Genomic DNA, 26313 nt, shown 5'->3' on the forward strand with positions numbered 1-26313 from the left:
CGATGGTGGATACCACGGGGTCAGCAGCAGTGTGCGCGGCATCGGTCACTCCTCGGAGAAGGCGCGCAGCAGTGTGTCGCGGTGCGCGTCGAGATAGGCGATGTCGGTCTCGTAGAGGTCGATGTGACCGTCGGCGATGTGGGCCTGGAACGCGGCGCTTCCCTGCTCGGCCTGCTCGCGCATGTAGGCGATGAGCGCCTCCAGCCGCTCGGTCACCGCCTCCAGCAGTCGCGCGTCGGCCCGATGGCCGTAGGCGAAGCAGAAGGCGGCCGCACGCCGGCCCTGCTCGCGGGGGCCGCCGAAGCTGTCGGGGTTGGTTGGGGCATGCAGCGGGGCGAACCGGTAGGCGGCGTAGGCGAGGTCCCACACGCGCGGGCCCGGGTGGGCGGTGTCGAAGTCTATGAAGCCGACTGCGCGGCCGTCGCGCACCACACAGTTGTAGGGGGCTGTGTCGCCATGACACACGACCTCGGTCGGCGTGCGGGACGGCATCTGCCAACGGTCCTCGGGCGCAGCCGGGAACGTGGCGCCGGCGTCGTGCAAGCGGCGCAGCAGTTCGGCCGCCGACGTCAGCAGCTCCGGTGTGCGCAGGCCGGGGGCCAGCGACTCATGCACCTCACCGGGCAGGAAGCTGAGCACCTCCCTGCCCTCGGCATCGAAGCCCAGCGGTTGCGGCGCACCGTCGAAGCCCTGGTCGTACAGATGGCGGAGCAGGCGGTGGATCGTCGGTGCCGCCGCCGTGGCCGGGCGGTGGACGGCGTCGCCGCTGCGGTACACCACGTTCACACCGCCGCGGAGTTCGTTGCCTTCACTCATGTTCTGCCCTCGTCGTCGTTGTGGGTTGTCGGATACCGGAATCGTCGGACTCGGGCTACGCGGGCCGCTGCCTTCCGTTCTCACGGGTCCGGTGCCACCGACCGGGTGCTTGAAGCGGAGAAGGAGAACGGCAGTTCCTCAGCGCCGTGAGCGCTCATGGCCGCGCGGATAGCGGCCTGGTCGGCTGGAGAACAGGAGGAACGGGCGACGGCCACCGCGCACACCGCCAAGGCGAGCATAACCAGCACGGTATGGCGTCCGATCGCCCCGTACAGCCTGACCTGGGCCTGGTCCAGACCGAACAGGTCCTTACCGAACTCGAAATCCTCCTCGATGGGCCACCGCATCCCCGCCGCGTTCACCAGCCGCCGCAACGTCGCCGGCTGTCCTGGGGCCGCGAAGCACAGGTGGTAGGCCAACGCGCCTGTGGTCAGGTGTTTGCGCACCAAAAGCCAGTGCTGGGCCGAGTTGGTGCCCACCCAGGCCCAGGCGTAGTAGCGCTGGCCCTTGTCCCCTCCCCCGGCGGAGAGGATCTGCCACCGCTTCTTCTGCCTCAGGTGGGTGCGCACGATCTGCTTGCACGTGGTGCTGGTTCCCTCCCCCAGAACCACCGGGAAGTTGGCGGGCACGCGCAGCACGTAGCCCTGCTGCTCGCGCTCGCAGTAGCGGCGCAGGCCAGGGCTGTTGCCGTAGACCTCGTCACCGCACACGAAATCGAAGAGGACCCCCTCGGCCTGGGCCTGGGCCTGGGCCTGGGCCTGGGCCAGGATCCTGGTGGCCAGCTGCCCCTTGGTCGCAAACTCCAGGTCCTGTGGCAGCCCCATTCGGGCGGCCGTGGCCGCATCGTCGAGATGCTCGGCGGGGATCCACTGCTCGCATCCGATCAGGGAGTGTCCGACCCCGCCGCGCACATAGGACAGATGCACGGTATTGATCCCGTTGGCCACCCCATCCGCGCAGCCCATGTGCTGGCGTTTGACCCCTGCGGTGTGCTGGCCCTTCTTCTCTTGGCCGGTCTCGTCCAGCGCCCCGATCCTCATGCTGGAGGCTTGGGCCTGCGCATCCAGGCCCTGGACTACATGAGCGCGGACCGTTCGCATCACCTGGCCGCTGTCCCAGCAGGCCCGGTTCAGCAGTCGCTGAACCTTGTCGGGGGTCCGGTGGCCGATCCACTCCGCGATGGCCCACCCGTTGCGTTTGGGCACCTCAGACAGGACTGCCCGGACGTAGCCGAGGGCGGTCAGCCACGGCTGGAGGCGGGCGAAGCAGCCGCGTATGCCTTCCATGAGGGCGTTGAGGTCGTCTTCGGCTCGTTGGGGCCTCTAACATCAGGGCAGCGGCCGCCCGTGGTTTTTGTCTCTTCACACAGCAACGATCTTCGGGCGGCCGTTCTTGTGTCTGGCGAACCGATCACAACACCGTGTCGATCAGCGGTCTCTTCCCAGCTCACACCCCAAAGTGCGGCTGCCGTACTGGGCATGCTGGTACTCCAACTCCGAGGAAGCAGGACGAAAAATTCTTGGCCTACCTTGGCTAATCATTCATCCCTGCAAATGGTGCACGAGGACCCGCAACCACTACAGCAACACGAACAACAAAATCCTCCCACAAATAAACATGACCAAGTCCCTAGATTCCGACTGGAATCGACGGTACCCTACTAGCGCCCTGGACTGAGAACTAGACAGAAAGGAAAGCATCGATGACTATTGAAGAAATCAAGGATCTCGTCACTGACTCGATCGAGAACGACGAAAACGAAACCCTCTCTGAGTACGCCAAGAACTGCTGGGCGGACATCAAGTAGGGGGAGAGGGGGTCCGCAGCTCAAAAGTGGGGCGGCGGACCCCTATTATGGCATCAACAATGAACCCACCCGATCAACTCAATAAAACCGCAATAAAAGTTAGGGAAATTAATGAGAAGCATCACTTCGGAGTACTTGACGAAAGAAATAAAAGAACATTTGGAAGGTAGATTCCTGGAACGAAAAAGCGATGCTCTTTCAGTTCAGGCCGAGGAGTGCATGCGTTTCCTGTATCTTACCTCCAAAAATGGCGAGGGAAAGTTCATGCCTCTCACGCAAGAAGCCGACGATGTCTGGCATGAGCTGATCCTGCAAACCGTCTTCTATGCCGAACTCTGTGAACGGTTGCCAGGAAAGAAATTCTTGCACCACACGTCATTGCCGTTCAAGGACTACGCGAGTCAAAACGGAATCGGAAACTCGATAGATGAACTCGCGTCCTGGATACCTGACTATGTCCAGACTTTCGGAAACTTTACAGTGGAAGGGGCGCGCTGCTGGTCCTTCTGCCTCTACTTAATGAATGAAATGGGACTTGACCTTGAGACCATCAATGCGGCCGGAAAATAAAAGGTAAGCGGGAACTCGACCGACAGACTGGGAAACTAGTGAAAGGGAAGAATGTGAACGAGATTCCCCTTGAAATTCCTCCGCCGGGTGTCGATTTGACAGAAGCTAATCAGGATCCCCCTGCATGGTTCAAGTACCGCGTTCTCGAAACCGTGGGGAACACCCCCTGGCGTCGATATCCCAACCGAACCCAGCCAGGGCTGATCAAGTCCATTTCAGACTCATATGGGGTCGAGGAAGAAAACGTCCTCCTAGTCCGTGGGTGCACTGAGGGACTGCACCTGGCCTTCAGATTTGTGCAAAGCCAGGGCCTCGCTCTTAACATCCCTGATCCAAGCTATTTCGGATTCTCCATGATTGCTAAAGATCTTGGGATGGAATTATCATATTACCCTTCTGGTGATGAGCCGGCTTGCCACGGCTTCCCGGAAGCCTGGACCGTGGTGTGCTCGCCTGAGAACCCCACAGGTTTTGTTTACACGCGAGAGTCCATTTTCGATTCCTCAGAAGTATCCTCAGGGGTAGTGCTCGATCTGACTTATGATCTCTTCTCTGATTATCCACATACGGAGAGCATGAGGGAGCTGACAAAAACAAATACCATCTCCATCCTGAGTCTTTCGAAGGCATACGGTCTAGCCGGAATTCGCCTTGGCCTGATCTTCGCCAAATCCGAAATTATTCATCAGTTATCAAAAATGTCGCAAACATTCTCTATGGATTATCTTCAACTCGCCTCCCTCATGACCCTATTCTCGGATGACGGAGACTTTTGGAGGCGTGAAGCGGTAGAAGACGCGGTTGCTCTACGCCGCCGCGTTGAAGGCCTAATTCACCGTATCCTGCCGGGTTTAGAAATACCGAGATCACAGACAAATTTTGTTTCGATACCCACGAAAGGAATTCCTAGGAAAATACTGGAGGGTATAGTTGAATGCACTTCAAGCAAACTACACTCGAATATCGGACTCTTGCGAGTGACTGCTAATCAACGGACTCTAGACGGTCTAATTTCTTTAACAACAGAGAGAAATAACGATAGATGGTAAATGGCAAAAAAATACTTCGAGAGCGAGAGTTCAATCCTGTTTTGATTGTAGGCTCAGGGTTCGCTGGACTGTCCACCGCCTGTTTCCTCGCAAAGCAGAATATCAAGTCAACGGTGATCGAGAGGAGAGCATCAACGTCGGTACAACCGAAGGCCCGTGGAATCAGTGCGAGGACCATGGAACTCCTGGCACTTCTCGACCTGGAGGAGGGCATCCTAGCTCAAGACGAATCGCGTACACGGACTCGGCGTACAGCACTCATGGAGGATTTCACTCAGCAATTGCAAGACTTCGGAAAAACGCCACCTGACACCGCAAATATCAGTTCGAGTGCTTGGGGCATGATCTCCCAAGAGAACCTTGAACGCATGCTCGTGGCTCGAGCCCTTTCTCTAGGAGTTCGGGTGGACTTCGAAAGCAACCTCACGGAGATCTGGAAAGGCGACAACGGTATCACTGTGATGGTTGAAGACAGAAAAACAGGATTTTCAAGGCTTGTTGACAGTTCCTGGATCGTTGGAGCCGATGGACCACGCTCGTTCCTGAGAGAAAGCATGGACATCGCCACCGACGGTAGGGGAGACATATCCACGTATATCCGCATCGTTTTCTCTGCCGATCTCCTCGACACAATCGAGGCTGAAGAGGTTCTCTTCTTCATCCGTCATCCGAAGCGCGGGCTTGGTACGTTGCATTCAACAGATATCCGTGGCCGATATGTTCTTTCCATGGAAGTCCCTAAAGCGAGCGAACGCTATACCGAGGACAGGACGTTCGCTGAGGAACTCGTCCGCGAGGTCTCAGGGATCGACGACCTGGAGGTCGGCGTAGGTGAGGTGACCAGTTGGACCATGGCCGAACGTATACCGCGCTCCTTGCGTGACGGTAGACTCCTGCTCGCGGGAGACGCGGCACACATTATTCCGTCGGTCGGAGGTTTTGGAGGAAACTCCGCGATCCAGGACGGAGCCGAGTTGGCCTGGCGCCTAGCAGAGGTCGTCGAGGGAACAGATTCCGTGAAAGCTCTCGACCAATATTCAAACGAACGCCGATCTTTCGCCCGATTCGTCGCTCAACAGGCTTTCGGCTACTACGCCAACCGACAAGCCTGGCACCTCAAAGCCGAGATATGTGGAGAAACTGCACCGTACATCACCTCCGTTTTCGGATTCGGCATGAGAGGCAGTTCTCGTTGGTCGAACCAGGACGTTCAGGTCGAAGACGTTTGCTGGGAGGATCCAGGGGATCCGTCTGGTCAGGTCGGCTACCGGGCGCCGCACCGGCTCTTCCGTACGTCTCGTGGCACGCTGGGGACGTCTCAACTGGCCGGCTATCGCTACTTGGCCCTCCTTGGCCAGCATGCACACGGATGGCGAGAATTTCTGGAGAACCCACCGATGAAAGCACCGGGCATTCAGGTCCAACAGCTTGGTGTGGAAGTAACGGACGTCACTCATGGCGGGCCGGCTCCGGTCGTGAGTCGAACTGGTGCCCTTATCGTTCGCCCCGACGGTTATGTGGCTCTCAGATCTGAATCAGACATGGGCCGCCCTCCGGAGAAGATATTTGATTCCTTTGGTTCCTTTCTGCGATCAATGCAAGGAGGTTCGTGACTTCGCTTCGATATAGGACTTCGCATCGATGAATTTATCCATTGGAGGAGGTGCCGTGAAACCCCGGGAAGCATAGGTTTCTGGAACTTCCATTATCCAAATCGAAGGTTGGTAACATGGAAATTTTGTGGCCACACAAAAGGTCTTCGGTTCTTCCCACTCGGGTCTCCAGAGTAGCCCTGATCAACATGCCCTGGTCACGGGTAGATACTCCATCCATCCAGTGCGGACTCTTGAAGTCTGTGCTCGAAGCCGGCGGGCATGAGGTCGACGTCCACTACCTGAACATTGAACTCGCAGCAGACCTCGGAGTCGATGTTTACGAGGCTTTCAGTGACTTGAGTTCCGAACGTGTCACACTGCTTGGGGAGTGGCTTTTTAGCCGTGCCTCTTACATGTCTGACGCCGGAGGCACCAGGGATTATATTATAGATTTCCCCGAAGTGCTCGAAACTGCAAAGAATTTCGATATCGGCGAGGAGGGGCTTATTTCTCTTAGAGAGAAGCGTCTTCCGGCGTGGCTTGACGAAGTGTCCCAGAGAGACTGGATGAAATATGACCTGATTGGCTTCTCTTCGACATTCATGCAGAATGTTTCATCCTTGGCGCTCGCTAGGAGGATAAAAGAGAGATTTCCAGAGATTCCCATCACCTTTGGTGGTGCAAATTTTGATGGAGTTATGGGGCTAGAATTTTTTCGGGCGCACGATTTTATCGATTTTGCAGTGATCGGCGAAGGTGAGGCGGCTTTCCCTGAGCTCGTACGAAGAGTCTCCCTGGGTGAGACAGATATCAGGATACCGGGAGTTCTCTCTCGCCACACTTCGATCACTCCGTCCACGCAGGAGGTACGAGCACCTTCCATTGTGGATCTCGATCTTATACCCACTCCAGATTACACGGATTACTTTGAGACCTTGGGTAAATACGGTGGCGATAGCCTCCTTCGGGAGCGACGAGTAGAATTGCTCATTGAGTTCTCCCGTGGTTGTTGGTGGGGAGCCAAGCACCACTGCACCTTCTGTGGATTGAACGCGTTGGGCATGGATTACCGGGCGAAATCTCCAGAGCGGGCCTTCGCGGAGATGGAAGCACTTCTCCGAAATTACAAGATCTCCGCGATCGCTGCGGTAGACAATATCCTTGACATGAAATATCTGGGTGAGTTCTGTGGGAGTATGGCTGACAGTGACTGGACGCTTTCCCTATTCTTCGAAGTGAAGGCTAATTTAGATCGCGGTCAGGTTCATGCCCTCGCCAGTGCAGGTGTCACTGCTGTTCAGCCCGGAATCGAGAGCCTGAGTAGTAATGTCCTCAAGCTCATGAGGAAGGGCTCGGACTCAATTATCAACATCCGCCTCCTAAAGTGGGCGCTTCATTTCAATATATCCGTTCACTGGAACATACTCTCCGGTTTTCCAGGAGAGCGGGATGAGGATTACCGTCTCCAGGCCGACCTGATCCCACTGCTCCATCATTTGGAACCACCCAACGGTGTTAATCCCATTTGGCTGGAGCGCTTCAGTCCCTATTTTAATGGCCACAGTTCACATATCAAAAACATCAGACCAAGGCGCTCCTACTACCATGTGTACCCACAAAATCAGGTCAGAACTGAAGATGTTTCCTATTTTTTCGATGCCGATATCAATGAAGTTGCAAGTCCTTCAGTTCTGGGCGAACTCTCGGAAGCTGTGGAAAATTGGAAAGCGCTTTGGAGGAAGGGGAATCGGCCTACGATGTTTGCCCGGAGGGGGCCCGGTTGGCTGGAAATTTTGGATAGGAGAAATTCCCCAGCCCGCCGAATTTCCATGAACGGCTGGCAGGCGTATTCCTACAATGCCTGCATGGATAACTTCAAGAGTCGATCCCGTCTGGTGAAGGAGGTAGGACAGCTTCCCGAAAATCCGTCAGAAGATGAGATCAATTGCCACATCGACCGTTGCCTGGACGAAGGGCTTCTCATCGAGGATCAAGGCAGGATTTTCGCCTTGGCTTTGCCTTTCCAATACTGACCCGGGGTGCCATCTGGCGTTTCTGGCGCAAGCACGGAGGGGACTTTGAAGGGAAAACCGATTAAAATGCAGGCTGCGGCTATGGGAATAAAGGAAGGAAATTCACAAGGCATAAAAGTTTCTTCGCGTGCCTTCGATATCCTCAAAAAGGCCTTGCCTCTTTATTTCTCCATGGTCGCGTCATTTTCTGGTGCTCTGGTGTCTGCCGGAGTTCTCGGAAACTTGCTGACCGAAGCACTGGCTGCACACGCACTCGTGACCGCACTTCTTGCGCCAACCATCATGGTCGTTCAAGGAGCCCTACGAGGCTCAATGCCTTTTATCGCGGAGAACGAGGAGGATTCCGCTGCCCTGACTACGGTCATACGCGACAGTATATGGCTGGCTCTTCTCATGGGATTCACAGCTGGATTCTTCATCTTAGCCACTCCGTTGTTGGCGGCTGTGTTCGGAGTCACTGACGGCACACGCTCTGCACTGGGAGTCTACCCGCTTTTCATTGGCTGTCATGCGGTTATGGTCTCCTTGTCGGCATCAGCGACGGTTATATTGGTCGCTCTGGGCAGGAACCGAACCGTGTTTGTGCTTGGTCTGGTGCACACGCTCTTGTCATTTATCCTTGTGCCCACACTTGTCCTCGGTCCCGGTCCGTTTTTCGGGATGGGATTGGCTGGCGCAGGTCTGGCGACGCTCCTCGGTAGCACGATCACGCTGGCACTCACCTGGTTCACGGTACGCCGCATCCCAGTCCTTGAGAAACTTTCTGTACTGTCCGGATCTCCCAGTTTGACCGGGATGTGGAAGATCGCCAAGGTCGGGCTTCCCACCGGTTCCACACTTCTGATCAAATCCGTGTCATTGAGCGTTCTCATCGTGGCAGTGGCGCGGATCGGATCCGAGGCCGCAGCAGCACATCAGTTCCTGGTGCTCTTCGCAAATCTCCTGTTCTTCCCCTCTCTTTCTGTAGGCCAGTCCACGGTCCCCTACATCGCCAAGGCTGCGAAGCGGAGGGATCTGGCCGAAGTTCGAATAACAGTATTTTCGGGCTACTCGGTTTCTGTTCCTCTTACCCTGGCCAGTGCCGTGGCGCTCTGGTCCGTGGCCGATCCGGCACTCAGCGTTCTCACCCATGATCCTGAGGTGCGGGCCATGGTCGCCGCATTGCTACCACTCGTGTTTCTGGTCGCGCTGTTCGACAGTTTTCAAGTGGTTTCCGGGATGGGCTTGGTAGCCCTGAAGCGAACCATACCAGCCATGTACACATTCCTGTTCTGCTACGGCTTGCTAGTCCTGCTGACGTTCCCGCTGGTTTCCGTTGGGGGGCTCCCCCTGCTCTGGTCCGCTTACGCGGTCACCACGTTCGGCCTCCTGCTCGGGCAGGGAAGTTCTTTCCTGCGCACAAGCGCAAAAGTCTGATCCTTGCATATACTGCTCACACGGGTGACGTCGATCAGAGGCGGCTCTGGCGAACTCACCGAGCACGATGCCCGCTCGGTCTTCAACGCGAGTCCCTTCCTGACCGACGTCCCCAGAGTGTGCGACGATCTCCGTTCCCGAGGCGAGCACTCACTGGTTGCGGGCATGTCACCGGACTTCTACGCGCGCTTGCTACTCCGCCTCGCGACAAAGTATTCGCGTCGCGATTTTCTACGCTGCCTTTCGCCTCGCCCATCATCATCGAGAACATCCTGGTCCCGGAAGGCGAGGTCACCATCGTCAAGAATGAATGGAGCCGCCGAGGGGCGGAGCTGGATCGCTGCTTGGCCTACGGGGGACTCCTTTTCAGACGCACCGCTTTTCAAACACATGACCAACACTGTGGCGGTCAACGGTGACGAGACCATCGCGGAGTTGGCGACCGTCCATTACACCGGATCGCGCCTGTTGGAGGCTTACCTCATGGCTCGCGATCTCATCAAGCCTCGCTAGGAAGCCTGGCCCAGCTACTCAAAGACTCCTGGATCATTGTCTCGCGTGTACATTTCCCCCACTACGGTGACCGTTTCGCATGATCCGCACGTAGATGAGACGCCCAGAACCTCACACTGCACGAAACACCTCAGAACCTCGCGAGGTGGTGTCGGAAGTTCCAGCCGGCCGGTGTGTGCTCCGTTCGTGCTCCGCCGTCCCGTACTCACGCGACACCAGGCGGCATCGGGCGTCATCCGGCGACACCACGAATCGGATGGGGCGACACGATGTGGTACACGGCGACACGTTGCGGCACCTATCCAGGGAACTTTTAATCCGCGGGTTCGGGGTTCGATCCCCCGGGGCCCTACCAGGGAAAACCCCAGGTCAGAACGCGTTTTCATCAGTTCGGACCCGGGGTTTTCGTGCGTTCGGGGCCCTGGTTCGGCTCCGTGTGTTCCGTGCCTCGCCGGTGCAGCCACCTCGCCGAGGACCTCGCTCTGCAGGTCTCCAGACGGTTCCGGCTTCCAGACCCAGGGCCGGCACTCCTCGATGACGAGCTCAAAAAGGGTCGCAAGGCGAACCTCACGGCCCAAAGATGCCCCCTTCCTGCTGAGCTGCGGGCTTGAGCATCGCGGCGGTGGCCTCGGCCGCGGCTTTGGCCGCGTCGGGGAAGACCGTCTGGTAGGTGTCCTGGGTGAAGTGGGTCGTGGCGTGACCCAGTTCGGTGGAGACGACCTTGACATCGACCCCTGCGGCCAGGCTCATCGACGCCGCCCCATGCCGCAGCCGGTGCAACAGATGGACGGCAGACCAGCGGTACGAGCGATGCGGTGGAACCAGTCGGTGACCTGGGCCGGGCGCCAACCCCGACCGTCGCCCCGAGTGAACACCAAGCCCGTTTCCCACCACTCAACGCCCGAGGCCAACTTCGTTTCCACTTGGCGGCGCCGCCAAGTGCGCAGTACTCGCACGGTGTCCGCGTCCAGGGTGATGGCCCGCTCACCGAGACCACGGAGCTTGGCGTGCTCGGAGCCGACCTACTTCTGCCACTGCGGCTTACCCCGGCCCTTGAACGGCGGTCACAGTGGATCAGGCTCCGAGCATCTGGAAAACATCTGCCGCAGGGGTTTCGGGGACAGCGGTGTGGATGAGGATTCGTCGGCCGTCGCCGTCGGGAGCATGGAGAATCTGGTATTCGAGGTCGATGTCTCCGAACTCGGGGTGCATCAGGAGTTTGGATCCGCGGGTGCAGCGGCGCACCGGGTGCTCTGCCCAGAGGCGCGCGAACTCGCTACTGACAACGCTGAGCTCGCCGACCAGTTCACGCACCGCGGGGTCATGGGGATGGGAGGCGGCGTGGAAGCGCAGCGAGGCGACTGCCAGCGATGCTTCCTCGGACCAGTTGCGGTAGAGGTCTCTGGTGTAGGGGTCGGTGAACAGCAGCCGGTACGTGTTCCATGGTTCCTGGCCCGTCGGCAGGTGCTTGAAGAACAGCTCGTACGCCAGGGGCGTGTACGAGAGCACATCGTTGGTCTGCGAGAGGGTGACCGTGGCTGTCCCCGGCAGGTGGTCGACGATGCGGTCGAAGGCGAGCGTCGTCCCGGCCTCGGACTCGTCTGCGTCCTGTCTCGTGGCGTCAGGGTGCGAGGTGCCGGCGATGCTGTGCAGGTAGATGGTCGCGTCCTCATCCAGCCGGAGGGCACGAGCGAGGGCTCCGAGGATCGAGGCAGAGGGGTTCATCGCCTCGCCCTGTTCGAGCCGGGTGTAGTAGTTCGCCGAGACCCCGCCCAGCTGTGCCAGCTCTTCGCGGCGTAGTCCGGGTACACGACGAACACCGTAGGAGGCGATACCCGCTTCCTCGGGCGTGATGCGGGCCCGGTGGGCACGCAAGAAGTCGCCAAGCAGGTTCTCGGCCTCCCGTGCGCTGGCGCCGGCCTCGTTCACCGTCCTCTTCCGTGTGCTCATGACCTCCGATTCTCGCAGCGCAGCCCCCGCGACGACACCGGCCGGCCTGCCCCTGTCAGTGGTAGGGGCAAGAGAGGGATGGCTGTTTCTCCCGGGGCCCAACACGCTGGAGAACAAGCCCGGAAGACCCGTGTCCAGTGGGCCGCTACCGCTCAGTTCACCGAAGAGACAAGAAGTACCCGCGATGACTTCTCCCACCAAGACATCAACGACACCGGCACAGGCCGGCGACCAGTCGGCAATCAGCAGAGGCAAGATGCGCCTGGCGCTGCTCGCATTGAGCATCGGTGGGTTCGGCATCGGGTTGACCGAGTTCGTCATCGCCGGGCTGCTCACCGAGGTCGCCGGCGATCTGGGCGTCGGCATCAGCGTTGCCGGCCACCTCGTCGGCGCCTATGCCCTGGCCGTGGTACCCGGGGCCCTCATCATCACCCCGTTCCTGATGCAGCGGCCCCCGAAGTACGCGCTCGTGCTGCTGCTGGCGTTCTTCGTACTCGGCAACATCCTGTCCGCGTGGGCGCCGAACTACGAGATCATGTTCACCGGCCGCATCATCGCCGCCCTCGCCCACGGCGGCTACTTCGGCATCGGAGCCGTCCTCGCCTCCTCACTGGTCCCGAAGAACAAGCGGGCCTCCGCGGTCGCTGCGCTCTTCGCGGGCCTGACGATCGCGAACGTGCTCGGTGTGCCCGCCGGTGCCTTCGTCGGCCAGCAGCTGGGCTGGCGCATGGTGTTCTGGACCATCAGCGTGATCGGCGTCCTCGCACTGGCCGGGCTCATCGCCCTGGTGCCCAAGACACGGCCAGAACAGGATCAGCTTCCCATCGCCCAGCAGTTCCGCGCCCTCGGACGCCCCCAGGTGCTCGTCTCGTTGCTGACGACCGCGATGGTCTTCGGCGGCATGTTCGGCGTGTTCACCTACATCGAACCGCTGCTGCGCGACGTGACCGGCTACCCGGCGGGGGCGATCCCGTGGCTGCTGGTGCTCTTCGGTGCCGGTCTGTTCCTCGGCAACGTCGTCGGAGGCCGGGCCGCCGACAAGAACGCCGACAACGCGGTGCTGACGCTCTCGATCCTGCTTCCCATCGTGATCTCGATCCTCGGGGCCGTGGCCGGGATGCCGATCCCGATGGGCGTCATGCTCTTCCTCCTGGGCCTTGTCGGGTTCGCCACCGTGCCCGGCCTCCAAGCCCGCGTACTCCGTCATGCGAAGGGAGCGGCCACGCTCGCCTCGGCGACCAACATCGCCGCGTTCAACCTCGGCAACACCGTCGGCGTCAGCCTCGCCGGGGCCGCGATCGCCGCCGGGTACGGACTGCGCAGCCCGGCCATCACCGGCGCCGGGCTCACGGTCATCGGCCTGATCCTCATCGTCGCCGCGCGCATCGCGGCCGGCCGCAAGGACACGAAGGAGACCTGATGCAGCCGGCACTTTGCGCCCTCAGCCGATATGGGACGACGCTCAGTGTTCCGTGCCGGGTCCGGTGGGGGGCTCCCGAACCCTGCCCCGCTCCACCAAGTGTTCTTCGCCCTGCGCCGGTTCCACGAAGGGGCGGAGCGCTCATCCTGTGTTCAGGTCCTCGACGATCCGGTCGACGGCGGCCTCGGCGGTGTGGCCCGCGCCGAGCAGCGTGTCGGAGGCGGCCCCGGTCCAGTCGCCGTAGCCGAGCAGGTGCAGGTACGGCTCCCGGAGGCAGCGGTTCCCGTCGACGGGGATCCGGCCGTCGGAGTCGAACGGCTCCAGCGGGGCCAGGTGTTTCAGGGCCGGACGGAACCCCGTACACCACAGGACCGCGTCGGCCGCCCACTCATCGCCGTCGGCCCAGGCCACGCCGGTCCGAGTGAGCCGCTCGAACATCGGCCGCGCCTTGAGCGCGCCCCGGTCCCGCGCTCGGCGCACACTCGGCACCATGACGATGTCGTCCAGGGACCCGGCGCTCCCGTCCGTTCCCACGTCCTGGACGCGGCGGGTGGCCGTGTCGCGCAGCACGCGTCCGTACACGCCGTCAGCCATGAAGCGGGGAGGACGCCGGGTGACCCACGTGGTGTGCGCGACCTCCGAAAGCTCGGCCAGGAGCTGCGCCGCGGCGTTGCCGCCGCCCACGACCACCACCCGCTGCCCGGCGAACTCCTCCGGGCGGCGGTAGTCCACCGTGTGCAGCTGCCTACCCTCGAAGAGCTCACGGCCGGGGTGGTCGGGCGTGTAGGGACGCCGCCAGGTCCCGGTCGCGCTGACCACGTGCCGGGCCCGCCACGTCCCCGTGGAACCGACCACCTCCAAGAGCCCGTCGGCGCGGCGCACCTCGCTCACGGTCACCGGACGGCGCACGGGCAGATCGTGGCGGCGCTCGTACTCGGCCAGGTAGTCGGCGACGTGCCGTGCCGAAGGGTGGTCCTGTCCCGGCTCCTTCGGCATCGGCCAGCCCGGCAGAGAGCTGTGCTCGGCCGAGGAGATCAGCCGCAGGGAGTCCCAGTACTCGTTCCAGAAGCCGTTCCAGAACCCGCCCGGGTCCCCCTGCCCGTCGAGGATGACGCAGTCCGCCTTCGCCCGCCGGAGGAAGTACCCGGCTGCCAGCCCCGCCGGTCCACCGCCGATGACGGCGACGTCGACGGTGCGCACGGGCGTGTCCAAAATGTCCCCCTAAGGTCACCGGAGGCACAGTATCCCAAGCACATGACCGATTCTTGGCCCGGGGCCCACCCCTAGGACTCCAACGACAGGTGGTGGTCCGTGCGCTCGCTGCTGCCAGGTCACTGTTCAGGTGGCCCGGAGAGACTCAGACGGTTCCGGGCATCCAGCACTCGCCCTCGGCCAGGTGGACCAGGGCGTCGAACATGCCGATACCGTGCTTGGCCGCGGTCGCCACATGAGAGTGTTTTCGTCCCGGTCCCTCCCCCGGCCCCCACGAGGCCCGGTCTTCTCCCCGGACGGATGTGTGCGCCCGCCCGCAGGGGTCGACCTGCGGGCACCCGAACGGAACACGAGGGGGACGGTCCGATGGACCCGGCTGAGGTCGGCCAGGTGGTCGGCGAACTCTATTCGCTGGAAGGGCTCGAGCTCACCCCGATCGACGGCGGCGCCGACCTGGAGGCTTCCTCGTGGAAGGCGGTCGACGCCCGGGGACGGCGGTTCGCGGTCAAGTGGAGCACCGGCGGTTCACCCGCGGGGGCGGTGCTGCCGGCCGCGCTCGACGCGGCGCTCCCGGGGAGCGCGCCGGCCCCGGTGCCCGCACGCGACGGATCCCTGTGGACCGACATCGACGGCGCACGCCTGTCCGTCATGGAGTGGATCGACGGCACCAGCGGCTTCGACGCGCCTCTGGGCGAGCGTGGGTGGCGCGCGTTCGGGCAGCTCCTGGCGGCCCTGCACACACTTCCCGTCGAGGGTGAGGTGCGCAGCGTGGTGCCGCGGGAGGGCTTCGACCCGACCCGGTGGGCGGAATACTTCGAGCAGGTCGACGCCGAGATCGACGCCGCACCCTCCGGGGAGATCACCAAGCGCCTGGCCGAACTGTGGCATCCCCACCGCGCGGAACTCCGTGGGGTCCACCAGCACACGCACAGCCTCGCGGAGCGGCTGCGTTCCCGGAGCGACCTGCCCCGGTACGTCCCTTGCCACGGCGACCCGCACCTGGGCAACCTCGTGCTCACCGGCGTCGGACGCCCGGCCCTGCTCGACTTCGACGACGCCGTGCTCGCCCCGCCCGAACGCGACCTCATGTTCGTGCTCGGCGGCGGGGTGTTGGCCGACCCGGCCGCGAGCGGCGAGCAGCAACGCTGGTTCATGGAGGGCTACGGCCCACACACGGCCGACGCAGATCTGCTCACGTACTACCGGGGGCTGCGGCTCCTGGAGGACACCTCCGAACTCGCCTCGATCCTCCTCGCCCCTTCGAGCACCGGGAAGGACCGGGACGAAGCACTGGGCCACCTCACCGGCGTCTTCTCCCCCACCGGCTTGCTCGTCCAGGCACGGTCCGAGGCGCACCGCTCCTGAGGCCGGCCCGGCTCGTTCCTTTGTGGTTCGCAGTGTGCCCCCACGGCACGGCGTGCCCGCCGTTCAGGGTTTGCGGGCGACGATCACGTCGCGCATGATCGCCTGGTCCACGCGGTGCTCGAGGTCGAGGTAGGGGCCGGAGTCGCAGACCTCCAGCCCGGCGGCGGCCAGCGCCTCGGCCAGCTCGTCCCGGCCGGCGACCAGGTTGTTCCAGGAGATCCCGACGGCGCCGCCCGGCCGCAACAGCTCGGTCCACCCGGGCGCGGCGGCATGGATCAGCTCCTGGGGGCCTCGCTTGAGGCCTGCCTTGTCGGTACGGCTGCCGTGCTGGACCCCGTAGGGCGCGTCGGCGACGACGAGGTCGAAGCTGCGGGGGGCGTAGACGGCACGGGCCTCGGTGGTGTCCACGTTCGCGTACTCGAGGTGCTGGGTGCGACCGGCCTTGAAGTCCTCCTTGGTGGGCGCCAGGGTCGCTTCCAGCCGCTTGCCGAGCACCCGCTTGTCACGGCGCACCTGGGTCACATCGGCCTGGTGCTTGAGGCGCTTGCGCTTGAGGTAGGTGCGCACGAAGCCGGAGTAGGCCTCGAAGTCGCGTTTGTCGGTGTCGACCCCGGTGGCGTCGTAGCCGTACATGAGCGCCTGGTTCAGGGTCGTGCCGCGCCCGCACAGGGGATCGAACACGTGGAAGCGGCGGTCGAGCATCTCGGCGCCGCGCGCGGAGCTCCACAGGGTGACGTTGAGCAGGAGCTTGGTGAACTGCTCGTTGGTCTTGCCCTGGTACTTCTGGATCGTGATGAGGTCGTCGTCGTAGCGGTCGAGCCGGTGCAGTTCGACCGGCGCGAGCAGGTCCCCCTCGATCCGGAAGAGGCCGTAGACGGAGGAGAGGTTGGCGATCAGTCCGGTCTCGGCCCCGGAGAGCGCGTCCGTCTCGAAGGTCAGGTAGGGGATGCCTCCGATGGTGGTGCGCGTGAGGTCGCTGATACGTCCGCCGAGGACGGTCCGGTCGAGCACACCCAGCTCCGCTGCCATGAGGCGGGCGGCGGAATCGGTGTAGACACGGTTGGCCGCAGGGTGCAGGAGGAGCGCGTAGGTGGTCATCGGGTGTCCTTCGGTCGGTCCGGCCGTCGCCGTACGGGCGCGCCGAGCACACACGCGGCGGCGAGGGCGTGCTCGGAGGGGTTCCCATGTTCCCCGACTCGGCCCACCGGGGCGAACCGGACCGCGGCCGCAGGGGCCGGCGGGATGATCAACGTGCGTTGTCGGCGAAGGCCCGGATCACACCGCCGACCTCGTGGAGCCAGCCGGCGATGGTCTCCAGTTCCGCCTCGCTGTACCGGTCGTGGAGCTCCACCATGGGTTCGCCCAGTCCGGGCAGGACCCCGGTTCCCCCGACCGAGCCGCCCGTGAGGGGGGCGTCGACGGGGCGCACCACGATCCGGCGCCGGTCGTCCGGGTGCCGGTCGCGGTACACGAGTCCGTGGCGTTCGAGGCGGTCGACGACGCTGGTGACGGTTCCGGTGGCGAGCTTGAGGCGGGTGGCGATCTCCCCCGGGCTCAGGGGATCGCCCAGACGCAGCAGCACCAGGCACTGGAAGTCGGTGGGGTTGAGGGCCGAGGTCTCCGCCGCCGCATGCAGCAGTTGGATGAGTGAGGCCGCGAGCTGCCGGCCGTCGCCGCGGATCGCGTCGTAGAGCTCGGACCTGCGTCCACCGCGCCCGGTGGGCGCTCCCTGAGCATGACCCTCCGCGTCGTCCATAGGGTCCGATGGTATCGGCGCTCGGCCGTGGCTCACCCACCCGGGTTCAGCTGCCACAGCGAGAAGTTGAGGGCGGACGCGTACGCCACCCACACCCAGTACGGGGCCATCAACACGGCGGCGGTGCGGGAGATTCGGGCGAAGGCGGCGATCATCGCGGTGATCACGGCCAGCAGCACGATGATCTCGATGAAGGCCGCCAGGCGCATCTCGGCCGCGAAGAACAGGGGCGGCCACGCGGCGTTGAGCACGAGCTGCACCAGAAACAAGGTCATGGCGACACGAGCGCCGGACCACCCCGCTCGGCGCCAAACGAGCCACCCGGCCACCGCGATGAGCACGTAGAGCACGGTCCACACGGGGCTGAACAGCCAGGAGGGTGGCGCCCACCCGGGCTGTTCCAGCTGCCCGTAGACGTCGCCGGCGGTGCTGGAGGCCACTCCACCGATGGCCGCGGCAGCCGCGACAGCCAGGGCGAAACCCAGGAGGACGAGAAGCGATCTGGCGCCGGTGCGTGGTTCCTGCTGCGTGTCGGGCATGGTCTCTCCGAGGGCTCGGTCGGTGAGCGCACACCGATTCCTTCGCTCTTGCAATATCTTGCTTTCCTAAGCACATGGCTCGAATCATCCACCTGGGGGTCTCTTCGATGCGCCGCTTGGCGACCTGGACCGCGGGAGCTCTCGCTGTGTTGCTCGTTCTGGGGATCGGGGCGTTCGCGCTCTGGGTGAGCCGGCCGTACGAGGCCCGGCCCGGCTCACTGGAACGGGCCGGAGAGACCGCCGACGTCACCGTGGACGACGAAGGCGTGGTCCTGGAGCCGCCAGAAGGCGAGGTGGAGCGGGCCGTCGTCTTCTATCCCGGCGCACGGGTGGAGCCGGAGGCCTACGCCGCCACCTGGGCGCCGGTGGTCGCCGAGACCGGGGTGGGTGTGGTCATCGTGCGCATGCCGTTGAACCTGGCGGTCCTGGCGCCCGGCCGTGCCGAGGAGATGACGGACCGTCTCGAGGCCGACGAGTGGTACGTGGGAGGGCACTCGATGGGCGGGGCCATGGCCGCCGACGTCGCCGGGGGCGAGGATCTGTCCACGGAGGGCCTGATCCTGTGGGGTTCCTACGCAGTGGCCGGGGCCGACCTGGCCGAGCGCGAGGATCAGCGGGTGTTGTCGGTGTCGGCGTCGGAGGATCTGCTGGTCGACCCCGAGCAGGTTCGCGAACGGAGTGGTGATCTGCCCGAGAACGCCGTCACTGTGGAGATCGACGGGATGAACCACGCGCAGTTCGGCGACTACGGGCCGCAGGCCGCGGACGGCACGCCGCAGATCCAGAATGCCGAGGCGTGGGCACGGCTGGCCGAGGAGACGGCGGGGTTCCTCGACGGCCCCCGCTGAAGGCCGGACGGGCCCCCTCGGTCCGAAGGCATCCGCAGCAGCGCGCCCTCTCTGTAGACACTCAGTGCATTACTACACTTTGGCGTGTGGATGATGCGGAATTGACAAGCGGAACTTCTCTCCTGACTCACTCCGAACGAGAGGAGGTGGAGAAGCTCGGCCACGTGACCCGTTACCCCACGGGTTCCATCCTGTTCGGCGCCGGCGAGCTCACCGACTTCGTACTGCTCGTACGGCGCGGCCACGTCAAGATCACCACGCACTCCTCCGAGCACATCGTGGCCGTCCGCGGGCCCGGCGAGACCGTGGGCGAGATGGCGGCGATCGGCCGGGAACCCAGGTCGGCGAGCGTGTACGCGTTGAGCGAGGTCGAGGCGTTGTATGTGCCCGGCGAGGTGTGGCTGGACTTCCTGTACGAGCATCCACGTGTCATGCGGGCACTCCTGCGCCACCTGCACGCCCGGCTCAAGGAGGCCACCCGCAAGCAGGCGGAACACGGGATCATCGGCGCCGAGCAGCGCCTGGCGCGCGGACTCGTGGAACTGGCGTCCAAGATCGGCACCCCGGAGGAACGCGGCGTGTGCGTGGCCCTGAACCAGCGCGAGCTCGCAGGCCTGGTGGGGGTCTCACGCGAGTCCGTGTCCCAAGTGATCAAGAGGCTCCGGGCGATGGGCGCAGTGACGACGGGACGGCAGCGCATCATCGTCACCGATGAGGCGGTACTGGCGAGCGTCGCCGACGGCGATACAATTTCTTGACTTTCTTATGTGTAGTATTGCACATAACTTGGCCGAGGAGTACTCTTGGTAGCGTCGCTGTACCTCTCCGCTCAGGGAGAAGAACCGTGTCCCTCCGCGCTATCGGTGCCCTCGTCATCGTCGCCGCCCTGATCGGAGGTGGACTGGAGGTGGGCGACCTCGCCCTCCCTTACATGTCCACCTCCCGCCTCATCATCCTCGCCGTCGCGGGCGCCGCCCTGCTCGCGATCGGTGTGGCCGTGGAACGCCCGCCCCGGCGCTGCCCCGCCGACCACCACCACGGCAAGGTCTACATGAACGTCCGTCTCTCCTTGGACCCGAGAGATCACGTCCATCCTGGAAAGAGCAGAAGCGATGGTGAGGACCCCTGACCGCAACGCTGGTGAACACTCCCCCTCCTCGGGCGAGGAGGGGGAGTTCACTGCGCTGTTCGCGGACATGCGCGGATCGACGGGGATCGTGGAGTTCGTGGAAAGACACCACGGGCTCAACGCAGCGGCGGAACTCTTCCAGGTCTTTCTTTCCCAGTGCGTCCGCCTCGTCGAGGACATCGACGGAGCTGAGGTACACCTGCGCGGTGACGGCGTGCTCATCCTCTTCTCCGGGGCCGACCGCGTCCAGGACGCGGTGGAGTACACCCGGCGGCTGCGCCGCATGGTCGACGATCCACCACACGAGTTGGTCCGCCACCTGAGCTGCAGCTGTACGGCCTGTCCGGTCTGCGGGGAAGAGACATCGCTCTCCCTCCAGGTCCGTTGCGGGATCGACGCCGGCCCGGTCGCACGCTTCAAGGTGCAGACCCTGCGCGACACCGTCGAGGAACTCGTCGGCAGCTGCATCAGCGTGGCCGCCAAACTCAGCGGCGCGCTGGGTGAGGCCCACCGTGTGGGGATGTCGCGACGTGCGTGGCTCCGCCTGCACGAGGAGACCGGCTCCGACACCCGCCTCACCCGCGAGTGGACCCCCTCGGCCGGGCGGATCGGCCGGCGCAAGCGACGCTTCTTCGCCTCCTGAGCCCCGCCAGGCCGCCCTCACCCCTCACCCGTCGGCGGGGTGGAGCCTCACGGTGTCCTCAGGCTCACTGTCCCCCGTGTTCGAGGTGCTGCAGAGGTCCATGTGGACGATCCCCAGCCCGCCCGCACCCAGACGGCCGAGGAACTCGTGACCGCCCAGCTCGGTCGGGTCATGGTCACGCAGGGGGTGAGTGGACGCCAGGGACGGCGCGGCGGCAAGCACCTGCCGTGGCGGCCCCACTACGCTCCGACTGGACCTTCGGGTTCCCCGAGGTCCCCAACCGCCGGGCCCCCGACGACGTGGGTCCGGCGGTTGGGGATCCAGGCCCACGGGTAGTGCCCCCTGAGAAAGCGAAGCCACACCGGCCCCGCCCTACTCACCCCCCACGGGGCCTCGTTCCAAGGGGGAGACATGGGAGTCAAGCGCGGACTCGATGGACTTCGCGACATCCTCGGCGAGGTGGATTTCCCCGTCGACAAGGACACCGTCGTCCAGCACGCGCTCGATGCCGACGCGGACACCGAGATGGTCAGCGCACTCCGGGCCATGCCGCCGGCCGAGTACAACGAACCCAACGAGATCCTGCGTTCGGTGCCTCTGGAGGAGTCCGAGGAAGGCGCCCGGACCGAAGCCGCACGGGTCCGCCAGGCCCGCGAACGTACACAATCGGGGATGGCCGAGTCCGCGATGGAGAACCGGCCCGTGAACCCGATCGAGGAAGAGCTCGGTGAGAACCGCAAGGCCTGACGACCGCAGCTTCCACGCCGCCCCGCGCGGCCCGCACCGGCGGGGTGGCACCCTATGTGCGCGACGGTGATCGGCGGAACCGGTGTCGCCCTCCCCGCCCCCGTGATCGATCAGCAAGGTCTCTCGTCCCTGCTGCCCGAGGGGCACGAGGGCGCGAGGACACTGGACAAGATCGTCGCCGGGTCCGGGATCGACCAGCGCCGGCTCGCCGTCGACCCGCGGGTCGAGGACGTGGCCTCGTGGCCGACCTCCGAGCGGATGGAACGGTTCCAGCGCGAAGGGCTCCCGCTGGCACGCGCGGCGGTCTCCACGGCATTGCACGAGGCGCCCGTCGATCCGGAGGAGATCGGGCTGCTGTGCCTGGTCTCCTCCACCGGATACGGCACACCCGGGGTGGAAACGCGGCTCCTGCCGGAACTGGGGATGCGGCCCTCGACCCGTCGACTGCACGTGGGGCACATGGGCTGCTTCGCGGCGCTGCCGGGGCTCGCGGCGTGCGACGACCACGTGCGTGCCCACCGGACCCCGGCGGTACTGGTCAATTTGGAGCTGTCCTCGCTCCACCTGCAACCACCGCCCTGGAACATCGAGCAGCTGGTCATCAACTCCCTGTTCGGGGACGCGGCCGTGGCGATGGTGCTGCACGATCCCGAGCGCGGCGGCGGCCCCGGCGTGCTGGACCTGGCTTCACTCACCGACCACGAGCACGAGGACCACATGAGCTGGCACGTGGGCGACCACGGGTTCACCATGGGCCTGTCGTCGCAGGTGCCCGGCCTGATCGGTCAGGCGTTGCCGGACCTCATGGCGGAGCTGCTCTCACCGCACGGGTTGCGGACCGATGAGGTGGGCTGGTGGGCGATCCACCCCGGTGGGCGCCGCATCGTGGACGCCGTCGAACGTTCCCTGTCGCTGGATCCGGCACAGGTGGAGGGTTCGCGTGAGATCCTGCGCCTGCTGGGCAACTGTTCCTCGTCCGGTCTGCCCCTGGTCATGGACTCGATGCTGCGGTCCTCGCCCCTGGCACCGGGTGGGTACGGGGTAGCGATGACCTTCGGCCCGGGGCTGACGTTGAACGCCGCGCTCCTGCGGGGGCGGGAGGGAACGGACCGCGATGGCGGCGCCGGCGACCACCGCTGAGCAGGACCGCTCGTCGATCCTGGATCTGCTCGCCCGGTTCGTGCACTGCCTGGACCGGCGCGATTTCGACGGCTACGCGTCCCTGTTCACCGAGGACTGCCGGTTGAGTCTGCCGCACGCCACCCACCACGGCCGGGCCGGGTTGGCCGCGTTCGTCGCCGCCGACCTGGGCGGCCACGCCGAGACCCACCACTCCACCTCCGACCATCTGGTGCGTCTCGACGGGGACACCGCCGTGGTGCGGTCGCAGATGCGTGCGGTGCACCTGCGCACGCAAGGGGATCCGACGGACTGGTGGGCGGTGGGCGGCCGCTACGAACACGTGCTCCGGCGCGGACCGGACGGCTGGCTCATCCGCGCGGTGACCGTCACCCCGGTGTGGTTGGCCGAGGGCCCGTGACCTGTTCGGGTACGGCCTCGAGGACCCCGTAGCGGGCGTCGGCCTCCCGGAACGACTCCAGGCGCAGCCCGGCCCGGCCGAACAACGCGGCGTACTCGTCGCGGGTGCGTTCGCGTCCGCCGGAGAGCACGAGCATGGCCAGGTCCATGGCTCGGGAGGGGTGGGGGCCGTCCCCGTCGGGCACGACCGACTCGATCACGAGCAGGCGTGCGCCGGGGGCCATGGCACGGCGGCAGGAACGCAGGATCCGCAGCGCGTCCTCGTCGGGCCAGTTGTGCAGGACCCATTTGAGCAGGTAGATGTCGCCCTCTTCGGGCACATGGTCGAAGAAGTCGCCGGGCACGGCCCGGCAACGCCCGGACAGGCCCTGCTCCCGGAGCCGGATCCGCGCCGCCTCGGCCACCCGAGGGGTCTCCAGCAGTAGCCCCTCGGCCCCCGGGTGGGCCCACAGGATTTCGGCCAGCAGGGTCCCGTTGCCCCCGCCGACGTCGACGATCCGCTCCGTTCCGGACAGGCCGCTCACGGCCAGCAGTCCGGGGGCCACCACGCGGGTGAGGTCCTCCATCGCGCCGTCGAAGACCTCCCCCTGCTCTGGACGGGCGTCCAGGTGGTCGTAGAAGTCGCGGCCCATGACCTGCGGGAAGGCCGGTTCCCCCGTGGCGAGGGTGTGGCCAGTCGCGCCGATGACCAGCGGGGCGACCGCGCCGTCCATCGCCAGGACCGATCGCACCGAGGCCGGGTGGTTCGAGCGCAGGGGTCCCCCGGCGCGGGTGAGTGCGAAGCGGTCGCCGCCGGCGCGGGCGACGACACCGTCGCCGGCCAACAGGCCCAGGAGCCTGCGCAGCGCACCGGGTTCGCAGCCGGCGGCCTCGGCGAGCGCCCCGGCGGTGCGGGGTCCGTCGGCGAGCAGATCACCCAGACCCAGTTCCGCGGCGGCCTGCAGCGCCCGGGCGTGCACGATCAGCTCCCCCTTGGCGAGCAGGGCGTAGGCGTCATCGGTCTCTCCCGGGTCCATGGTCCTCCCTCGGGTCACGGCGGCGCCAACAGCCTCCACGACCACGGCGCCGGCGTCAGGGTCCCACGCCCGGCCGGCGGTCACCGGGCCGTGCTCTCCGGTGACCGTGGCTCTGTGACCTGTATCCCGAACCTCCCCCCGACTCGCGCCCCTCCACAGAGTTAGGTTAGGCTCCCTTTACCTCTTAATGTGAAGGAGTCCCCCGTGCTGTTCCCTGTTCGCCCTGTTCCGGCGCTCGCAATCATCCTGTCGTCGGCTCTCGTACTCGTCGGTTGTTCTTCCGGGCAGGAGGACGGTACCGCCCCCTCCGCGGCCGGCACCACGATCGAGATCGAGGACAACAACGGCACCCAGACGGTGAACGCTCCCCCGGAGTCGGTGGTCGCTCTCGACAACCGCACCTTCCAGACCCTCTCGGACTGGGGCGTGGAGCTGTCGGCCGGCGCGGTCTCGCTCATGCCGGAGACCATCGACTACACGCAGGACGAGTCGATCCTCGACGTCGGTTCGCACAACGAGCCCGACCTGGAGTCCGTCGTGGCCGCCGAGCCCGACCTCGTGGTCAACGGACAGCGTTTCTCGCAGTACCAGGACGACATCGCCGACCTGGTGCCCGAGACCCCGATCCTGGTGCTCGATCCCGAGGAGGGCGAGCCCTTCGACACCGAGCTCGAGCGACAGACCGAGGTGCTCGGCGAAGTCTTCGACAAGCAGGACGAGGCCGCTCAGCTCACCGATGAGTTCGACGCGGCCATCGAACGGGTCGGCGCCGCCTACGACGAGGGCGACACCGTCATGGCCGTGACCACCTCGGGCGGCGAGATCGGGTACCTGGCCCCCGGCGTGGGCCGCACCCTCGGACCGGTCTTCGACATCTTCGGCCTCACCCCGGCCCTGGAGGTCGATGACGCCAGCGACGACCACCAGGGCGACGACATCTCCGTCGAGGCGATCGCCGACTCCGACCCCGACTGGATCCTGGTGATGGACCGCGACGCCGCCGTGGCCGCCGACGAGGCCGAGTACGAACCGGCCGAGGACGTCCTCTCGGGTTCGGAGGCCCTCTCGAACGTGACGGCGGTCGAAGAGGAGCAGATCGTCCACATGCCCGCCGACACCTACACCAACGAGGGCATCCAGACCTACACCGAGTTCTTCGGCACCTTCGCCGACGCACTGGAGGAGCAGGATTGATCCCGCTCCTCCGGACGGCACATGCCGGTGACGGTGCCCCCCGCACCGTTGCCGGCACGTACCCGCATTCACGAAAGGGCCTGGCATGTCGGCGGTGACCCGGACCCCGAGGACACGGGACAGGGGAGCGCTCTTCGACCGCAAGCTCCTCGCCGGCATCGCCGTCGTGGGCGCGCTTCTGGTGCTCTCCCTGTTCATCGGGGTGTACGACGTCTTCGGTGCCGAGGACGGCGGCGAGATGTTCTCCATCACCCGCATCCCGCGCACCATCGCCCTGGTCCTGGCCGGGGCCGCGATGGCGATGTCGGGACTGGTGATGCAGTTGTTGACGCAGAACCGCTTCGTCGAGCCCACGACCACCGGCACCACCGAATGGGCCGGGCTCGGTCTGCTCACGGTGATGCTCCTGGTGCCCGGGGCGAGTATCGCCACCCGCATGGTCGGCGCGGTCGTGGCGGCGTTCATCGGCACGATGGTGTTCTTCCTGTTCCTGCGCCGGGTCACCCTGCGCTCCTCGCTCATCGTCCCGATCGTCGGCATCATGCTGGGCGCCGTCGTCAGTTCGGTCTCGACCTTCATCGCGTTGCAGACCGACATGTTGCAGAACCTCGGTGTGTGGTTCGCCGGCAGCTTCACCTCCGTACTGCGGGGCCAGTACGAAATGCTGTGGATCGTGGCGCTGGTGGCCGTCGCTGTGTTCCTCATCGCCGACCGGTTCACCGTCGCCGGGCTCGGTGAGGAGATCTCCACCAACGTCGGGCTGAACTACAACCGGATCATCCTGGTGGGAACCGGTCTGATCGCGGTAGCGACGGGCGTGGTGACCGTGGTCGTGGGCAACCTGCCCTTCCTCGGGCTCATCGTCCCCAACGTCGTCTCGATGTTCCGCGGCGACGACCTGCGCAGCAATCTGCCGTGGGTGTGCCTGCTCGGCATCGGCATCGTCACGGTCTGCGACCTCATCGGCCGGACCGTCATCATGCCCTTCGAGGTGCCCGTGTCCCTCATCCTCGGGGTCGTCGGGGCCGCCGTCTTCGTCCTTCTCCTGTTGAGGCAGCGTCGCCGTGGCTGAGACAACCACTCCTTCTCCCCGTCGGAGCGCACCGGCCACCGCACGGCCCGAGCGCTCGTCCCGCAGCCTGCCGACCAGGCGCAG

The 26313-nt window shown here is 64.6% G+C and carries 24 protein-coding genes and 2 pseudogenes; 17 read left to right on the forward strand and 9 right to left on the reverse strand.

Going from position 1 to position 26313, the window contains the following annotated elements:
* Window positions 1–45 precede the first annotated feature (45 nt).
* Both D473_RS0101510 and D473_RS25940 read right to left on the reverse strand, forming a co-directional pair.
* Window positions 46–816, reverse strand: a complete 771-nt coding sequence (locus D473_RS0101510) for a phosphotransferase (RefSeq protein WP_017607326.1) — start codon at window positions 814–816, stop codon at window positions 46–48.
* A 197-nt stretch (window positions 817–1013) separates the two neighbouring features.
* Window positions 1014–2102: pseudogene (locus tag D473_RS25940) on the reverse strand (IS701 family transposase); the annotation flags it as partial.
* Window positions 2103–2734: 632 nt separating this feature from the next.
* Between D473_RS25940 and D473_RS27020 the strand changes: the two are divergent.
* The 6 genes from D473_RS27020 to D473_RS28320 all read left to right on the forward strand — a co-directional run bounded on the left by D473_RS27020 (window position 2735) and on the right by D473_RS28320 (window position 9799).
* Entirely contained in the window at window positions 2735–3193 is a 459-nt protein-coding gene (locus D473_RS27020; RefSeq protein WP_152436727.1) for a hypothetical protein, read from the forward strand.
* A gap of 53 nt (window positions 3194–3246) precedes the next feature.
* The gene (locus D473_RS26210; protein WP_161626401.1) at window positions 3247–4242 is read left to right on the forward strand and encodes an aminotransferase class I/II-fold pyridoxal phosphate-dependent enzyme; all 996 of its coding nucleotides are present in this window, start codon (window positions 3247–3249) and stop codon (window positions 4240–4242) included.
* Window positions 4236–5855: an FAD-dependent monooxygenase gene (locus tag D473_RS26215; RefSeq protein ID WP_083917881.1), complete on the forward strand. Its 1620-nt coding sequence runs from the start codon at window positions 4236–4238 to the stop codon at window positions 5853–5855. The genes D473_RS26210 and D473_RS26215 overlap by 7 nt, the downstream gene beginning before the upstream one ends.
* Before the next feature lie 116 nt (window positions 5856–5971).
* Window positions 5972–7870, forward strand: coding sequence for a RiPP maturation radical SAM C-methyltransferase (locus D473_RS26220; RefSeq protein WP_083917882.1), 1899 nt, complete (start codon window positions 5972–5974; stop codon window positions 7868–7870).
* A 6-nt stretch (window positions 7871–7876) separates the two neighbouring features.
* Entirely contained in the window at window positions 7877–9286 is a 1410-nt protein-coding gene (locus D473_RS0101525; protein WP_152436728.1) for an MATE family efflux transporter, read from the forward strand.
* A gap of 390 nt (window positions 9287–9676) precedes the next feature.
* A complete protein-coding gene (locus tag D473_RS28320) occupies window positions 9677–9799 on the forward strand; it encodes a hypothetical protein (protein ID WP_017607330.1) in 123 nt (40 codons plus the stop codon).
* Window positions 9800–10366: 567 nt separating this feature from the next.
* On the opposite strand, the pseudogene D473_RS26225 reads toward D473_RS28320, so the two are convergent.
* A pseudogene (locus D473_RS26225) lies at window positions 10367–10788 on the reverse strand (tyrosine-type recombinase/integrase); the annotation flags it as partial.
* 85 nt (window positions 10789–10873) lie between these two features.
* A complete protein-coding gene (locus D473_RS0101540) occupies window positions 10874–11749 on the reverse strand; it encodes a helix-turn-helix domain-containing protein (protein WP_152436729.1) in 876 nt (291 codons plus the stop codon).
* A 184-nt stretch (window positions 11750–11933) separates the two neighbouring features.
* On the opposite strand from D473_RS0101540, the gene D473_RS23990 reads away from it, so the two are divergent.
* Entirely contained in the window at window positions 11934–13169 is a 1236-nt protein-coding gene (locus tag D473_RS23990) for an MFS transporter (RefSeq protein WP_241474678.1), read from the forward strand.
* Window positions 13170–13310: 141 nt separating this feature from the next.
* Here the strand turns inward: D473_RS23990 and D473_RS0101550 are convergent, their stop codons facing one another.
* Entirely contained in the window at window positions 13311–14369 is a 1059-nt protein-coding gene (locus tag D473_RS0101550; protein ID WP_017607334.1) for an ArsO family NAD(P)H-dependent flavin-containing monooxygenase, read from the reverse strand.
* 378 nt (window positions 14370–14747) lie between these two features.
* Between D473_RS0101550 and D473_RS0101560 the strand changes: the two genes are divergently transcribed.
* The gene (locus tag D473_RS0101560; RefSeq protein WP_017607336.1) at window positions 14748–15746 is read left to right on the forward strand and encodes a phosphotransferase enzyme family protein; all 999 of its coding nucleotides are present in this window, start codon (window positions 14748–14750) and stop codon (window positions 15744–15746) included.
* Window positions 15747–15809: 63 nt separating this feature from the next.
* On the opposite strand, the gene D473_RS0101565 is transcribed toward D473_RS0101560, so the two are convergent.
* The 3 genes from D473_RS0101565 to D473_RS0101575 form a co-directional block, all read right to left on the reverse strand.
* Window positions 15810–16844 carry a TRM11 family methyltransferase gene (locus D473_RS0101565; RefSeq protein ID WP_017607337.1) on the reverse strand — a complete coding sequence of 345 codons (1035 nt, stop codon included), beginning with the start codon at window positions 16842–16844 and terminating at the stop codon, window positions 15810–15812.
* 148 nt (window positions 16845–16992) lie between these two features.
* Window positions 16993–17502, reverse strand: a complete 510-nt coding sequence (locus D473_RS0101570) for a MarR family winged helix-turn-helix transcriptional regulator (protein ID WP_017607338.1) — start codon at window positions 17500–17502, stop codon at window positions 16993–16995.
* Between the two features lie 32 nt (window positions 17503–17534).
* Window positions 17535–18041, reverse strand: a complete 507-nt coding sequence (locus tag D473_RS0101575; RefSeq protein ID WP_017607339.1) for a TspO/MBR family protein — start codon at window positions 18039–18041, stop codon at window positions 17535–17537.
* A gap of 107 nt (window positions 18042–18148) precedes the next feature.
* Between D473_RS0101575 and D473_RS0101580 the strand changes: the two genes are divergently transcribed.
* The 7 genes from D473_RS0101580 (at window position 18149) to D473_RS0101615 (ending at window position 22948) form a co-directional block, all read left to right on the forward strand.
* Complete coding sequence (locus D473_RS0101580) at window positions 18149–18889, forward strand: alpha/beta hydrolase (protein WP_026126499.1); 741 nt, start codon at window positions 18149–18151, stop codon at window positions 18887–18889.
* Window positions 18890–18975: 86 nt separating this feature from the next.
* Complete coding sequence (locus D473_RS0101585) at window positions 18976–19647, forward strand: Crp/Fnr family transcriptional regulator (protein ID WP_241474680.1); 672 nt, start codon at window positions 18976–18978, stop codon at window positions 19645–19647.
* Window positions 19648–19733: 86 nt separating this feature from the next.
* Window positions 19734–20018 (forward strand): hypothetical protein, encoded by a 285-nt coding sequence (locus D473_RS0101590; protein WP_017607342.1) that lies wholly within the window; start codon window positions 19734–19736, stop codon window positions 20016–20018.
* A complete protein-coding gene (locus D473_RS0101595; RefSeq protein WP_017607343.1) occupies window positions 20002–20661 on the forward strand; it encodes a hypothetical protein in 660 nt (219 codons plus the stop codon). Before D473_RS0101590 ends, D473_RS0101595 begins: the two co-directional genes overlap by 17 nt.
* Window positions 20662–21072: 411 nt before the next feature.
* The gene (locus tag D473_RS0101605; protein ID WP_017607345.1) at window positions 21073–21408 is read left to right on the forward strand and encodes a DUF2795 domain-containing protein; all 336 of its coding nucleotides are present in this window, start codon (window positions 21073–21075) and stop codon (window positions 21406–21408) included.
* 102 nt (window positions 21409–21510) lie between these two features.
* Complete coding sequence (locus D473_RS0101610) at window positions 21511–22548, forward strand: type III polyketide synthase (protein WP_241474681.1); 1038 nt, start codon at window positions 21511–21513, stop codon at window positions 22546–22548.
* Window positions 22523–22948: a nuclear transport factor 2 family protein gene (locus D473_RS0101615; RefSeq protein ID WP_017607347.1), complete on the forward strand. Its 426-nt coding sequence runs from the start codon at window positions 22523–22525 to the stop codon at window positions 22946–22948. Before D473_RS0101610 ends, D473_RS0101615 begins: the two co-directional genes overlap by 26 nt.
* Here the strand turns inward: D473_RS0101615 and D473_RS0101620 are convergent.
* Window positions 22917–23963: a methyltransferase gene (locus tag D473_RS0101620; RefSeq protein ID WP_017607348.1), complete on the reverse strand. Its 1047-nt coding sequence runs from the start codon at window positions 23961–23963 to the stop codon at window positions 22917–22919. The two genes, D473_RS0101615 and D473_RS0101620, sit on opposite strands and share 32 nt — an antisense overlap.
* Window positions 23964–24167: 204 nt before the next feature.
* Between D473_RS0101620 and D473_RS0101625 the strand changes: the two genes are divergently transcribed.
* Both D473_RS0101625 and D473_RS0101630 read left to right on the forward strand, forming a co-directional pair.
* Window positions 24168–25157 carry a siderophore ABC transporter substrate-binding protein gene (locus D473_RS0101625; RefSeq protein ID WP_017607349.1) on the forward strand — a complete coding sequence of 330 codons (990 nt, stop codon included), beginning with the start codon at window positions 24168–24170 and terminating at the stop codon, window positions 25155–25157.
* A gap of 85 nt (window positions 25158–25242) precedes the next feature.
* On the forward strand, window positions 25243–26229 hold the full coding sequence (locus D473_RS0101630) for an ABC transporter permease (protein ID WP_017607350.1): 987 nt from the start codon (window positions 25243–25245) through the stop codon (window positions 26227–26229).
* The last annotated feature ends 84 nt before the right edge of the window (window positions 26230–26313 follow it).

It is taken from the genome of Nocardiopsis xinjiangensis YIM 90004 (assembly GCF_000341145.1).
In the GTDB taxonomy this organism is placed as follows: Bacteria; Actinomycetota; Actinomycetes; order Streptosporangiales; family Streptosporangiaceae; genus Nocardiopsis; species Nocardiopsis xinjiangensis.

What these genes read in the sequence shown, in the direction of transcription:
- D473_RS0101510 (WP_017607326.1), bottom strand. Translation starts at nt 816, where the DNA reads ATGAGTGAAGGCAACGAACTCCGCGGCGGTGTGAACGTGGTGTACCGC.
- D473_RS27020 (WP_152436727.1), top strand. Translation starts at nt 2,735, where the DNA reads ATGAGAAGCATCACTTCGGAGTACTTGACGAAAGAAATAAAAGAACAT.
- D473_RS26215 (WP_083917881.1), top strand. Translation starts at nt 4,236, where the DNA reads ATGGTAAATGGCAAAAAAATACTTCGAGAGCGAGAGTTCAATCCTGTT.
- D473_RS26220 (WP_083917882.1), top strand. Translation starts at nt 5,972, where the DNA reads ATGGAAATTTTGTGGCCACACAAAAGGTCTTCGGTTCTTCCCACTCGG.
- D473_RS28320 (WP_017607330.1), top strand. Translation starts at nt 9,677, where the DNA reads ATGACCAACACTGTGGCGGTCAACGGTGACGAGACCATCGCGGAGTTG.
- D473_RS0101540 (WP_152436729.1), bottom strand. Translation starts at nt 11,749, where the DNA reads ATGAGCACACGGAAGAGGACGGTGAACGAGGCCGGCGCCAGCGCACGG.
- D473_RS23990 (WP_241474678.1), top strand. Translation starts at nt 11,934, where the DNA reads ATGACTTCTCCCACCAAGACATCAACGACACCGGCACAGGCCGGCGAC.
- D473_RS0101560 (WP_017607336.1), top strand. Translation starts at nt 14,748, where the DNA reads ATGGACCCGGCTGAGGTCGGCCAGGTGGTCGGCGAACTCTATTCGCTG.
- D473_RS0101565 (WP_017607337.1), bottom strand. Translation starts at nt 16,844, where the DNA reads ATGACCACCTACGCGCTCCTCCTGCACCCTGCGGCCAACCGTGTCTAC.
- D473_RS0101570 (WP_017607338.1), bottom strand. Translation starts at nt 17,502, where the DNA reads ATGGACGACGCGGAGGGTCATGCTCAGGGAGCGCCCACCGGGCGCGGT.
- D473_RS0101575 (WP_017607339.1), bottom strand. Translation starts at nt 18,041, where the DNA reads ATGCCCGACACGCAGCAGGAACCACGCACCGGCGCCAGATCGCTTCTC.
- D473_RS0101580 (WP_026126499.1), top strand. Translation starts at nt 18,149, where the DNA reads ATGCGCCGCTTGGCGACCTGGACCGCGGGAGCTCTCGCTGTGTTGCTC.
- D473_RS0101595 (WP_017607343.1), top strand. Translation starts at nt 20,002, where the DNA reads ATGGTGAGGACCCCTGACCGCAACGCTGGTGAACACTCCCCCTCCTCG.
- D473_RS0101605 (WP_017607345.1), top strand. Translation starts at nt 21,073, where the DNA reads ATGGGAGTCAAGCGCGGACTCGATGGACTTCGCGACATCCTCGGCGAG.
- D473_RS0101615 (WP_017607347.1), top strand. Translation starts at nt 22,523, where the DNA reads ATGGCGGCGCCGGCGACCACCGCTGAGCAGGACCGCTCGTCGATCCTG.
- D473_RS0101620 (WP_017607348.1), bottom strand. Translation starts at nt 23,963, where the DNA reads ATGGACCCGGGAGAGACCGATGACGCCTACGCCCTGCTCGCCAAGGGG.
- D473_RS0101630 (WP_017607350.1), top strand. Translation starts at nt 25,243, where the DNA reads ATGTCGGCGGTGACCCGGACCCCGAGGACACGGGACAGGGGAGCGCTC.